This is a genomic window from Sanguibacter sp. 25GB23B1, from assembly GCF_040012415.1.
Lineage (GTDB): Bacteria > Actinomycetota > Actinomycetes > Actinomycetales > Cellulomonadaceae > Sanguibacter.
In genome coordinates this window covers 66,722-79,072 of the sequence record NZ_JBDYKL010000011.1, presented here as the reverse complement: position 1 = coordinate 79,072, position 12,351 = coordinate 66,722, and the positions used below count along the sequence as shown (strand labels likewise).

General features: G+C 68.9%; 11 protein-coding genes. 10 read left to right on the top strand and 1 reads right to left on the bottom strand.

Features of this window, described 5'->3' with window-relative positions; translation table 11 throughout:
* Positions 1 to 104: 104 nt before the first annotated feature.
* The 9 genes from atpE (at position 105) to nucS (ending at position 7,440) form a co-directional block, all read left to right on the top strand.
* Positions 105 to 341, top strand: coding sequence for a F0F1 ATP synthase subunit C (gene atpE, locus ABKW26_RS08640; protein ID WP_307844257.1), 237 nt, complete (start codon positions 105 to 107; stop codon positions 339 to 341).
* A complete protein-coding gene (locus ABKW26_RS08635) occupies positions 341 to 925 on the top strand; it encodes a F0F1 ATP synthase subunit B (protein ID WP_348592722.1) in 585 nt (194 codons plus the stop codon). The genes atpE and ABKW26_RS08635 overlap by 1 nt, the downstream gene beginning before the upstream one ends.
* A complete protein-coding gene (locus tag ABKW26_RS08630; RefSeq protein WP_348592720.1) occupies positions 925 to 1,740 on the top strand; it encodes a F0F1 ATP synthase subunit delta in 816 nt (271 codons plus the stop codon). Before ABKW26_RS08635 ends, ABKW26_RS08630 begins: the two co-directional genes overlap by 1 nt.
* 85 nt (positions 1,741 to 1,825) lie before the next feature.
* On the top strand, positions 1,826 to 3,460 hold the full coding sequence (gene atpA, locus ABKW26_RS08625) for a F0F1 ATP synthase subunit alpha (protein ID WP_348592718.1): 1,635 nt from the start codon (positions 1,826 to 1,828) through the stop codon (positions 3,458 to 3,460).
* Positions 3,461 to 3,463: 3 nt separating this feature from the next.
* Positions 3,464 to 4,357, top strand: a complete 894-nt coding sequence (locus ABKW26_RS08620; protein ID WP_348592716.1) for a F0F1 ATP synthase subunit gamma — start codon at positions 3,464 to 3,466, stop codon at positions 4,355 to 4,357.
* An 81-nt stretch (positions 4,358 to 4,438) separates the two neighbouring features.
* Positions 4,439 to 5,917, top strand: coding sequence for a F0F1 ATP synthase subunit beta (atpD, locus tag ABKW26_RS08615; protein ID WP_348592714.1), 1,479 nt, complete (start codon positions 4,439 to 4,441; stop codon positions 5,915 to 5,917).
* 53 nt (positions 5,918 to 5,970) lie between these two features.
* Positions 5,971 to 6,258, top strand: coding sequence for a F0F1 ATP synthase subunit epsilon (locus tag ABKW26_RS08610; protein ID WP_348592712.1), 288 nt, complete (start codon positions 5,971 to 5,973; stop codon positions 6,256 to 6,258).
* Between the two features lie 27 nt (positions 6,259 to 6,285).
* Entirely contained in the window at positions 6,286 to 6,708 is a 423-nt protein-coding gene (locus tag ABKW26_RS08605) for a DUF2550 domain-containing protein (protein ID WP_348592710.1), read from the top strand.
* A gap of 36 nt (positions 6,709 to 6,744) precedes the next feature.
* Entirely contained in the window at positions 6,745 to 7,440 is a 696-nt protein-coding gene (nucS, locus tag ABKW26_RS08600; protein ID WP_348592708.1) for an endonuclease NucS, read from the top strand.
* Between the two features lie 43 nt (positions 7,441 to 7,483).
* Here nucS and ABKW26_RS08595 read toward each other — a convergent pair whose 3' ends face one another.
* The gene (locus ABKW26_RS08595; RefSeq protein WP_348592706.1) at positions 7,484 to 10,324 is read right to left on the bottom strand and encodes a glycoside hydrolase family 3 N-terminal domain-containing protein; all 2,841 of its coding nucleotides are present in this window, start codon (positions 10,322 to 10,324) and stop codon (positions 7,484 to 7,486) included.
* 303 nt (positions 10,325 to 10,627) lie between these two features.
* Here ABKW26_RS08595 and ABKW26_RS08590 point away from each other — a divergent pair, with 303 nt between their 5' ends.
* Entirely contained in the window at positions 10,628 to 12,289 is a 1,662-nt protein-coding gene (locus ABKW26_RS08590) for a sugar ABC transporter substrate-binding protein (RefSeq protein WP_348592704.1), read from the top strand.
* Positions 12,290 to 12,351: the final 62 nt, after the last annotated feature.

The window sequence follows — 12,351 nt, the reverse complement described above, 5'->3', positions numbered from 1 at the left end:
GCTCAGGCCTCTCCTGCACCTCACCGCGTCCCATCTCGCACGACACCCACTTACTACGGCCCACACGACGCCCCGACGGGGCGCCCAACGGAAGGATCACCCCAGTGGACACCACCACGACGCTCGCCGAGCTCACCGGAAACATCGCGACGGTCGGTTACGGCCTCGGAACGCTCGGCCCGGGCATCGGCCTCGGAATCCTCATCGGCAAGACCGTCGAGGGAATGGCACGCCAGCCTGAGGTTGCCGGCCAGCTCCGCACCACGATGTTCATCGGTGTTGCCTTCGTCGAGCTCCTCGCTCTGCTGGGCATCGTCGCCGGCTTCCTCTTCACCGCCTGATGTCAACCCTGGAAGCAGCCGGGGCGATCCTGGCAGCGGCCGGGGACGAAGAGGTCAAGGGTATCGATCTGTTCCTTCCCGCGTCGTACGACATCATCTGGTCGGCTGTCGTCCTGATCCCGATCGCGTGGATGTTCTACAAGATGGTTCTCCCGAGGTTCACGGAGATCCTCGACGAGCGCACCGCGAAGATCGAGGGCGGGCTCAACAAGGCCGAGGCCACGCAGGCCGAGGCCGAGGCGCTCCTGGTCGAGTACAAGGCTCAGCTGCGGGACGCCCGCACCGAGGCTGCGCGGATCCGCGAGGACGCCCGCACCGAGGCCGGTCAGATCGTCGCCGAGGCTCGCACCAAGGCGTCCGAGGAGTCTGCGCGGATCTTCGAGACCGCCCAGCGTCAGATCGAGGCCGAGCGCCAGCAGGCGGCCGTCTCGCTCCGCAACGACGTCGGGACCCTTGCGACCGAGCTGGCCTCCAAGATCGTCGGCGAGTCCCTCGAGGACGCCGCTCGGCAGTCTCGTGTGGTCGACCGGTTCCTCGACGAGCTCGAGGCGTCTGCCGTCAGCACAGCAGCAAAGGGGAACTGATGCGCGGGACCAGCCTGGCGTCGTTGTCCGAGGCACGGGAGCGGCTCGAGCCGATCCTCGCGTCCGCGGGCGAGAAGGCGCACGTCGTGGGTGACGAGTTGTTCACGGTCGTCGACGCCCTCGACGGCTCCGGACCTCTCCGCAGGTCCCTCGCAGACCCGTCGCGTCCCGCGGATGACAAGGCCGGACTCGTCCGGTCGCTCCTCTCCCGCGGCTTCGACTCCCGGACCGTCGAGCTCCTCGAGGGCGTCGCGCGGTCGCGCTGGTCGTCCGAGCGTGACCTGGTGGACGCGATCGACCATCTCGCGATCGACGCGTATCTCGCCTCGGCGCAGGCCCGAGGGGTCCTCGAGACTGTCGAGGACGAGCTCTTCCAGATCACTCGTGGTCTCGTGGGGCAGCGGGAGGTGCGCCGGGCTCTGTCCGACGCCTCGACCGACCCCGCTCGCCGGATTGCGCTCGTCGACGACCTCCTTGTCGGGAAGGCTGACTCCGTCACGCTCGCCGTCTGCCGCCGTGCGACCGCCAAGCCTCGCGGCGAGCGGTTCGTCCCGGCGCTGGTCCGTGTCGGCGACATCGCCGCGGCACGCCGCAACAAGATCGTCGCCGCCGTCACGGTGGGTGCAGAGCTCACCGCCGAGCAGGAGGCCCGGCTCGGCCGGCTCCTCGCGGAGTCGTACGGGACCCAGATCCAGCTCAACGTGACGGTCGACCCGGCCGTCGTGGGCGGACTGCGTGTGCTGGTCGGCTCGGACGTCCTCGACTCGACGGTCCTCGCACGTCTCGCCGACGCGCGTCGCCAGCTGGCCGGATGATCACGCACCTGATGCACGGCCGACCCCCTCGGCACAACAGACATGCAAGTACGACCGCACATGCGGCCACGACAGGAGAAGAGCAATGGCTGAGCTGACGATCCGGCCCGAGGAGATTCGGGCTGCGCTGGACAGCTTCGTGAAGTCCTACACCCCTGAGTCCGTCGTCACAGAAGAGGTCGGCCGCGTTGTGCTGGCCGGTGACGGCATCGCTCAGGTCGAGGGTCTTCCGGGAGCAATGGCCAACGAGCTGCTTCGATTCGAGGATGGCACGCTCGGCCTCGCGCTGAACCTCGACGTGCGACAGATCGGTGTCGTCATCCTCGGTGAGTTCACCGGGATCGACGAGGGCCAGGTCGTCCGCCGGACGGGCGAGGTGCTTTCCGTCGCCGTGGGTGACGGCTACCTCGGACGTGTCGTGGACCCGCTCGGGACCCCGATCGACGGTCTCGGCGAGATCGCCACGACGGGTCGCCGGGCCCTGGAGCTCCAGGCTCCTGGCGTCATGGACCGCAAGTCGGTCCACGAGCCTCTCCAGACCGGTCTCAAGGCGATCGACGCGATGATCCCGATCGGTCGAGGACAGCGCCAGCTGATCATCGGTGACCGCCAGACGGGCAAGACCGCGATCGCGATCGACACGATCATCAACCAGAAGGCGAACTGGGAGACCGGGGACACGACGAAGCAGGTGCGCTGCATCTACGTCGCCATCGGCCAGAAGGGCTCGACGATCGCCGCAGTGCGCGGCGCGCTCGAAGAGGCCGGCGCGCTGGAGTACACGACGATCGTCGCGGCACCCGCGTCCGACCCCGCCGGCTTCAAGTACCTCGCCCCCTACACCGGTTCGGCCATCGGCCAGCACTGGATGTACGAGGGCAAGCACGTCCTCATCGTCTTCGACGACCTGTCGAAGCAGGCCGAGGCGTACCGAGCCGTGTCGCTCCTGCTCCGGCGCCCGCCGGGCCGCGAGGCGTACCCCGGTGACGTCTTCTACCTGCACTCCCGTCTGCTCGAGCGTTGTGCAAAGCTGTCCGACGCGCTCGGCGCAGGCTCGATGACCGGTCTGCCGGTCATCGAGACCAAGGCGAACGACGTCTCGGCGTACATCCCGACGAACGTCATCTCGATCACCGACGGTCAGATCTTCCTGCAGTCGGACCTCTTCAACGCCGACCAGCGCCCCGCGGTCGACGTCGGCATCTCGGTGTCGCGCGTCGGTGGCTCGGCACAGATCAAGGCCATGAAGAAGGTCTCGGGCACGCTCAAGCTCGACCTCGCGCAGTTCCGCTCCCTCGAGGCGTTCGCGATGTTCGCATCCGACCTCGACGCGGCCTCGCGTGCCCAGCTCAACCGCGGTGCGCGCCTGCTCGAGCTGCTCAAGCAGCCGCAGTACTCGCCGTACCCGATCGAGGACCAGGTCGCATCCATCTGGGCCGGGACCAAGGGCAAGCTCGACGACGTTCCCGTCGAGGACGTCCGTCGTTTCGAGACCGAGCTCCTCGACCACCTGCGCCGCAACACCGAGGTCCTCTCGACCATCGCGTCGTCGGGCAAGCTCGAGGACGAGACCGAAGCGGCCCTCACGGCTGCGGTCGAGGACTTCCGCAACGGCTTCCTCAAGTTCGACGGCTCGCCGCTCGTCGGCGGGGACGACGAGGACGACAGCGACGCCGCTCCGGTCGAGCAGGAGCAGATCGTCCGACAGAAGAAGGCCTGACGGATGGCCGGCAACCAGCGCGTCTACAAGGCGCGGATCAAGTCGACACAGTCGCTGAAGAAGATGTTCCGCGCGCAGGAGCTCATCGCTGCGTCGCGCATCGGCAAGGCGCGTGCTCGAGTGACGGCGTCCGAGCCGTACGCGGACGCGATCACGCGCGCCGTCTCGGCCGTGGCGACGCACACGGACGTCAACCACCCGTTGACGTCTGAGCGGCCTGGGGCGCGTCGCGTCGCGGTGCTTCTCGTGGCGTCGGACCGCGGGATGGCCGGGGCGTACTCGGCGAGCGCGATCCGTGAGGCGGAGCGCCTCATCGAGCGACTGACCGAGCAGGGCAAGGAGATCGACCTCTACGTGAGCGGTCGGCGTGCGCTGGCGTACTACCAGTTCCGCGGGCGACCCATCGCCCGGTCGTGGACGGGCGCGTCCGACTCGCCTACTCCCGAGACGGCGGAGGACATCGCCGACACTCTCCTCGAGGCTTTCCTCGCCGACCCCGTCGACGGTGTCGGCGAGCTGCACATCGTCTACATGCAGTTCGTCAACATGGTCACGCAGCGTCCTCGCGTCATCCGGATGCTTCCCCTCGAGGTCGTCGACGGGGTGGCGCCGGCCGAGGCTGCGCAGGCGCTCCCGCTCTACGACTTCGAGCCGTCACCCGACTCGGTGCTCGACTCCCTCCTGCCACGCTACGTGCGCAGCAGGATCTACAGCTGCCTCCTCCAGGCGGCAGCATCCGAGCTCGCCTCCCGTCAGCGAGCCATGCACACGGCGACAGACAACGCCGAAGACCTCATCCGTCTCTACACACGGCTCGCCAACCAGGCGCGCCAGGGCGAGATCACGCAGGAGATCAGCGAGATCGTGTCCGGCGCCGACGCGCTCGCCGCGTCGTGATGGAGACATGATGACCACAGCACGCACACCCAGCACAGACCCCGCCGGAGCTCGCTCCGGCCCAGCGAAGCGAGGCCAGTCATGACCGCCACCGTCGAAGCTCCGGTCGACTCCAAGGCTGGGCCGGGCGTGGGCCGCGTTGCCCGCGTCATCGGTCCCGTCGTGGACATCGAGTTCCCGGCCGATGCCATCCCCGAGATGTACAACGCACTGACCGTGGAGATCGACCTCTCCGCACAGGGCGAGTCCGAGAAGGCCTTCGTGCTGACGCTCGAGGTCGCCCAGCACCTGGGCGACTCCCTCATCCGCGCGATCGCCCTCAAGCCCACGGACGGCCTCGTCCGCGGTGCCGTCGTGACCGACACGGGTGAGCCCATCAGCGTGCCCGTCGGCGACGTGACCAAGGGCCACGTCTTCGACGTGACCGGCGAGATCCTCAACGCCAAGCCCGGCGAGAAGATCGAGATCACCGAGCGCTGGCCGATCCACCGCAAGCCGCCGGCCTTCGACCAGCTCGAGTCGAAGACGACGATGTTCGAGACCGGCATCAAGGTCATCGACCTCCTCACCCCGTACGTGCAGGGTGGGAAGATCGGCCTCTTCGGTGGAGCGGGCGTCGGCAAGACCGTCCTCATCCAGGAGATGATCTACCGCGTGGCGAACAACCACAACGGTGTCTCCGTGTTCGCGGGCGTGGGCGAGCGCACCCGAGAGGGCAACGACCTCATCGAAGAGATGACCGAGTCCGGCGTCATCAAGCAGACGGCCCTCGTCTTCGGCCAGATGGACGAGCCGCCAGGCACGCGTCTTCGCGTCGCGCTCTCGGCCCTCACCATGGCCGAGTACTTCCGCGACGTGCAGAAGCAGGACGTCCTCCTCTTCATCGACAACATCTTCCGCTTCACGCAGGCCGGTTCAGAGGTCTCGACGCTGCTCGGGCGCATGCCTTCGGCTGTCGGCTACCAGCCGAACCTTGCCGACGAGATGGGCCAGCTCCAGGAGCGCATCACCTCGACGCGTGGTCACTCCATCACGTCGCTCCAGGCGATCTACGTGCCGGCGGACGACTACACCGACCCCGCACCGGCGACGACGTTCGCGCACCTCGACGCGACGACGGAGCTCTCCCGCGAGATCGCGTCGCGTGGTCTGTACCCGGCCGTCGACCCGCTCGCGTCGTCCTCGCGCATCCTCGACCCCCGCTACGTGGGCCAGGCGCACTACGACACGGCGACCCGCGTCAAGCAGATCCTCCAGCGCAACAAGGAGCTGCAGGACATCATCGCGATCCTCGGTGTCGACGAGCTCTCCGAAGAGGACAAGACGGTCGTGTCGCGCGCCCGCCGCATCCAGCAGTTCCTCTCGCAGAACACGTACATGGCCGAGCAGTTCACGGGCGTCGCCGGCTCGACCGTCCCGATGTCCGAGACGATCGAGGCCTTCTCGAAGATCGCTGACGGAGAGTTCGACCACATGGCCGAGCAGGCGTTCTTCAACATCGGTGGCCTCGAGGACCTCGAGCGCAACTGGGCGCGGATCCAGAAGGAGTACGGCGTCTGATCCAGACGTCCGTCCCCTCCCGCTCCAGCACCGAGATCTGAAGGAGAACACACGTGGCACAGCTCGAGGTCGACCTCGTGGCAGCAGACCGCAAGGTCTGGTCCGGACCAGCACGGCAGGTCAGCGCTCCGGCCGCCGACGGCGAGATCGGCATCCTCGCGGGGCACACACCGCTGCTCGCGGTCCTGCGTGCCGGTCACGTGCGCATCACCTCGGCCGACGGTGCGAACGTCGCGGCGTCCATCACGGGAGGTTTCCTCTCCGTCGACTCGGACACCGTGACGATCGTCGCCGACTCGGTCGAGATGGCGTCCGCTCCGCGCGGTCGCGCGTCCCACTGACGGTCCGGTCGCTGTCCTGACGAAGTCGTGAGAATCCTCCTCTGGTGCGTGGTGGGACTGCTCGTCGCAGTCCTCGCGCTCGCCGCGTGGGGATTCTCACGACTTCGTGCTGTGTCCGGGCAGCCGGGGTCGTTCGAGTCTGCCTGGCGTGGTGCCGGCCTGGACGTCTGCACCGGATGGCAGGCCGGATTCGCCGTCTACCAGGACGACCGCCTCGACTGGTGGCGCTCATGGTCGCTCCGGCCCAGGCCGCAACGCCAGTGGCTCCGGGAGGAGCTCGCTGTCATCAGCCGCTCCGAGATCACTGATCCCGAGGCTCCGGACCTCTGGCTCGTCCGCTGCCGGTGCGACGACGCGACCTTCGACCTCACGATGTCCGACGGCGCCTACGCCGGGTTCTCGTCCTGGCTCGAGTCAGCGCCTCCCAACCGGCGATATCCCGTCGTGTGACGTCAAGGCGTCACCCCGTAACCCAAGGAGATCGTCGTGCGTCTTGTCGTCGCCCGCTGTTCTGCCCACTACACCGGTCGGCTGTCCGCGCACCTCCCGATCGCCACCCGCCTCCTCGTCGTCAAGGCTGACGGAAGCGTCCTGCTGCACTCGGACGGTGGATCGTACAAGCCGCTGAACTGGATGAGCCCCCCGTGCTCGATGGCGGTCTCCGCACCGGACGACGAGGCCGCAGCCCGTGGCGTGACGCAGGTCTGGGCGGTCCAGCACGCGAAGAGCGACGACCGGCTCGAGATCGAGCTCCACGACGTGCTGCACGACTCGTCGCACGCGCTCGGCATCGATCCCGGCCTCATCAAGGACGGCGTCGAGGCCCACCTCCAGGCGATGCTCGCCGAGCAGATCGAGCTGCTCGGGACCGGGCACACGCTCGTGCGGCGCGAGTACCCGACCGCGATCGGACCGGTCGACATCCTCGCGCGCGACAGCACCGGCGCCACGGTCGCGATCGAGATCAAGCGCCGCGGAGACATCGACGGCGTCGAGCAGCTCACGCGGTACCTCGAGCTGCTCAACCGCGACCCGCACCTCACACCCGTCCGCGGCGTGTTCGCCGCACAGGAGATCAAGCCCCAGGCCCGCGTCCTGGCCGCCGACCGGGGGATCACCTGCGTCGTCCTCGACTACGACGCGATGCGCGGCTTCGACGACGTGGACTCACGCCTGTTCTGACCCGGTCCCGCCGGCGCCCTGACGGTCCGCCGAGTCCGCAGTGTCAGCCGAAGACGATCTCGGCGAGCCGCGCTGGACCACCGAGGGTGATCCGGAGAAGTCCGGCTGCTCCGGGGTCGGCCGTCAGCGGTACGGTGACGGTCTGCCAGTCGTAGGGCCCGTCGGTGGGCGGGACCTGGCACACCTCGGGGTGTCTGCCGCTCGCCAGCACGTCGCTGCTGACCGTCACGGTCGCGCGCCCCGGTCCGCGCCGCGCGACCGTGAGGGCGAGAGCACCCACACCGGAGAGGTCGAGGTCACGGAGCTCGAGCCACCCCGCACTCCGGCCCGCGGCCACCTCCATCGCGTCGCCACGCTCGCGTGTGCGCTCGGCGAGCACAAGGCCCCTGGCGGCGTCGAAGTCGGCAGCGCGCACGGTCGTGCCCAGCACGGCTGTCGCCCCGACGGGCGTCCCGGCCACGGTCCGGCGGACCATGAGCGGCAGGTCCCCGCTCGACGGACCGACGCGGAGCTCGTACTCGCCGGGCTCGACGCGCAGGGTGTGCGTACGGACGTCCCAGACGGCCAGCGCAGCCTCGTCGACCGAGACCTCGACGGAGCGACGCTCCCCGGGCGCGAGCGTGACCCGTTCGTGCCCGGCGAGCCGCACCCGCGGCACGGGAAGCCGGTGCTCCGGGGCCGCGGAGTAGACCTGGACGAGCTCGTGCGCGGTGCGCGCGCCGGTGTTCGAGACGTCCACGGTGACGGCCCGCCCGTCGTCGGCGAGCCGGGCACCGACGTACTCGACGGTCGAGTACGTCAGGCCGTGACCGAAGGCGAAGAGCGGCTCGTGCGGGCTGTACCAGTACGTGGACCTGCTCGCGATGATGTCGTAGTCGAGGATGTCGGCGAGGTGCGCGTCCTCGGCCGTCCACGTCTGCGCGAGGCGGCCGTACGGCTCCTCGTCGCCGACGAGGACGTCGGTCAGCCCCGGACCGAGCTCTTGGCCGGCATGGCTCGACCAGACGACCGCAGCCGCTGTCTCGGCGATCTCCCCGAGCGCGTAGGGGTAGCTGGAGACGACGGCGAGCACCGCGCGGTCGTTCGCCTCGCGTGCGGCGCGCCACAGCGCCTGCGCTCTCGCGGGCAGGGCCAGGCCGGGGCGGTCCTCGGTCTCGCGGCCGAGGATGTGCGGGTCGTTGCCGACCGCGACGACGACGGCCTGCGCGGCGGCGGCGGCCTCGGCGACGGCCACCTCGCCCGAGACGACGGTCTTGAGGTCGAAGCGCTCGGCGTCCTGCGCGGTCTCGGCCTCGGCGACGAGCGTCCCGGAGCCTGCCTGGACACGGAGCCAGCGTCCCGAGCCGATGTGCTTGACCGACCATGTCGCGTCGTCGTGCCGGTGCAGCCGGAAGGTCTCCTGGGCGACCCAGCCGCCGACCCGCTCCGCGTCGGCCCGGACGATCCACGAGCGTCCGGAGACGAGAGCGCCGGTCAGGACGTGGCGCAGGGTGACGACCCCGTCGCCCCAGTCGGTGAGGTCGAAGCACGCGGACTCGTCCGGCACGGGGGAGTCGGCGGTCATGGTCCCGTCGCCCTGGCTGACGCGGAGGTAGCGGCCCGTGCTCGAGGACCGCAGGGCCACCCGGTCGGCACCGTCCACGACGGTCACCTCCGTCCCGGCCAGACGTGCGTCGAGAGCGCTGCCGAGACCGTGGAGGTACGGGGGTGTGCCCGAGTACCAGTCGTGCAGGACGCGCTCGGCGAGCGGCCCGACGACCGCGACCGACGCGGGAGACTGCCCGTCGTCGCCGACGAGCGGCAGGATCCCGTCGTTGGTCAGCACGACGACTCCCCGTGCGGTCGCCTCGCGGGCGAGCGCCCGGTGCTCGGGGAGGTCGAGCGAGGTGGCGGGGATGCTGGCGTAGGGGTCGTTGTCGCGGTCGAGCTCGCCGGTGAGGGCACGGACGTGGAGGAGACGCTGGACGGCGGTATCGATGTCTCGTTCCGTGACGAGTCCCTGCTCGAGGGCTGTCCGCACCCGTTCGATCGTCGGGCCGGAGTCCGTGTCGTTGTCGGTGAACGAGTCCACGCCGGCGAGCAGCGAGGCCGCGTGGGAGGTGACGTGGGAGTCGTAGTACCGCTCCGACTCGACGAGGTTGGTCGGCGCAGCGGCGTCGGAGACGACGAGGAGGGACTCGTCCGTCCAGCTGCGCAGCTCGTCGAGGAGCTCTTTCGCGACGTGGTTCGGACGGCCGTTGACGAGGTTGTACGAGGGCATGACCGCGCCGACGACGCCTGCCTCGACGGGGCCACGGAAGGCGGGCAGCTCGTACTCGTGGAGCACGCGTGGGCGCATCTGCGACGAGGTGACGGAGCGGTCGGCCTCGTTGCTGTAGGCGAGGAAGTGCTTGAGCGTGGGCACCGTCTTCCAGACGTCGGGGTGACGGCCGCGCAGGCCGAGCGCGTAGGCACCCGCCAGATGTGCGGTGAGGCACGGGTCTTCGGAGAACCCTTCCTCGTTGCGTCCCCACAGGGGGTGTCGCAGCGGGTTCACCACCGGTGCCCAGACGTTGAGGCTGACGGTGGGGTCGGCGGCGTGCTTGGCGCGCACCTCGGTCGCCACGGCATCGCCGACCCGCTCGAGGAGCTCGGCGTCCCACGTCGCGGCGAGTCCCACCGGCTGGGGGAAGACGGTGGCTGTCCCGAGCCAGGAGACTCCGTGGAGAGCCTCGGTCCCGGTGCGGAAGGGTGCGAGCCCGAGCCGCTCGATTCCGGGGCTGACCTGGTGGAGGAGAGCGAGCTTCTCGTCCAGCGTCATCAGTGCCACGAGTGCACGGGCGCGGTTCGCGGGAGTGGTGGGGGGTGTCACGGGCTGGACCTCGTCGTCTGCCTGGGCTGCCACTGTCGTCGTCCTTCGATCGGGGTAGCGCACAGAGTAGCGCTCGAAACGGTTCGATGCCATGGCGGTGCTGTCGCGCGGACAGGGCGCCACCCCTCCGGATGGCCCACTGGTGAGCAAATGCGCCGATCACGAGGACCAGATCGGGCGATCTGCCCAGTGTGTCTTGTCACTCGCAATGATGTGTCGTAGAGTCCACTCCGTCGAATCGCTTCGACGATGAACGCGACGATACGGACGCGACGGAGCGACCACGAAGAGCACATCGACGTGCTGCGCATCCCACGAAGGAGTGAAGGACGCCCCATGAAGACCAGCCCAGATCGCCAGCCGCTCACGCAGGCCCCGATCCACCGCCGCTCGTTCCTCGGCATGCTCGCCGCCGGCGCTGCAGTGATCGGCGTCCCCTCCCTCCTCAGCGCGTGCGGCGGGACCGCGTCGACCGGGTCGAGCAACGCAGGCGGGGTCGCGCTCACCTCGGACCACCTGCCGACCTACGTGCCCATCACCTACGTCGAGCCGGACTACCCGAGCGTCAACGGATCGGTCCCAGGTTTCGAGACGATCCCGACAGAGCTGGTCCAGTCGATCAAGGCACCGCCGGGCAAGGGCTCCTCCTTCACCGCCATGACCCCGCTGTGGGGCACTCCGCCGCCCACGAGCGGGAACGCCTACTACGCGGCCGTCGACGAGATGCTCGGTTCCACGCTGAAGTTCCAGATCGCTGACGGCAACGAGTACGGGACCGTGCTCGCCACCGCGCTCGCAGCGCCCAAGGACCTGCCGGACTGGGTGAGCGTCCCGACGTGGAACATCCCCCCACGCTTCGCCACCGAGGTGGTGCCGAACGTCTTCCAGGACATCACGCAGTACGTCTCCGGCGACAAGATCAAGAAGTGGCCCAACCTCGCGAACATCCCCACCGCGGCATGGAAGTACTCGAGCTTCGACGGCAAGGTCTACGGACTGCCCTTCCCGACCGGTGTCATCAACGACGCGATCTTCTACCGCGACGACGTGCTCACCGGCCTCGGCATCACACCCGACGTGACGAACGGCCAGGACCTCATCGACCTCATGGTCGAGGTGACGGACCCTGCCACCAAGCGGTACGGCGCCCACGACATGTGGACGGCGGCGACGATCATCCACGGCGTCGTGCCGAAGTGGAAGGTCGGCGACGACGGACAGCTCCTCCACCGTGTCGAGACCGAGGAGTACCGAGCCGCGCTCGAGTGGAACGCGGCGGTCTTCGCGTCCGGCGCCGTCCACCCGGACGTCGACAACACGTGGGCCAAGCAGCTCTTCTGGGACGGCGAGGTCGTCATCCTCAACGACGGCATCGGCTCGTGGCACGAGAACCTCGCCCAGATGCTCAGCACGAACCCGACGTGGTCGCAGAAGCCCTTCGCACCCTTCGGCGCCGACGGAGGTGAGCCGACGTACTTCAAGGGCAACCCGTGCAACATCTTCTCGTTCCTCAAGAAGACGGACGACGAGGACCGGATCCTCGAGCTGCTCGATCTCGCGAACGTCATCGCGGCGCCGTTCGGGACCGTCGAGTTCGACCTCATCGCGAACGGGGTCGAAGGTGTCCACTACGAGCGCGGCGCCGACGGCCTGCCTGTCCCGACCGACCTCGCGAAGACGGAGCTCCAGCCGACCTACATGTTCCTCGTCGACGGCCCGGAGACGAACGCGCGCGTCCAGTACCCCGGGTTCGTCAAGGCCTCCTCGGAGTTCAGCCAGCTCGCCGCGGGCTACGCCGAGGAGCCGGTCTTCTGGGGTCTGCAGATCAGCGAACCGGACCAGTACGCGTCGATCGGTCAGCCGTTCGAGGACCTCGAGAAGGACATCTCGCGCGGACGAAAGTCCATCACCGACCTCGACGCCGCCGTCGCGACCTGGAAGTCCGCGGGCGGTGACGAGCTCCGCGGCTTCTACCAGCACCTCCTGGACGAGTCGTGAGCACGACGACGGAGGCGAAGGCGCCGGAGCCCGCGGGCGTCGCTGCCTCGACGTCCTCGACG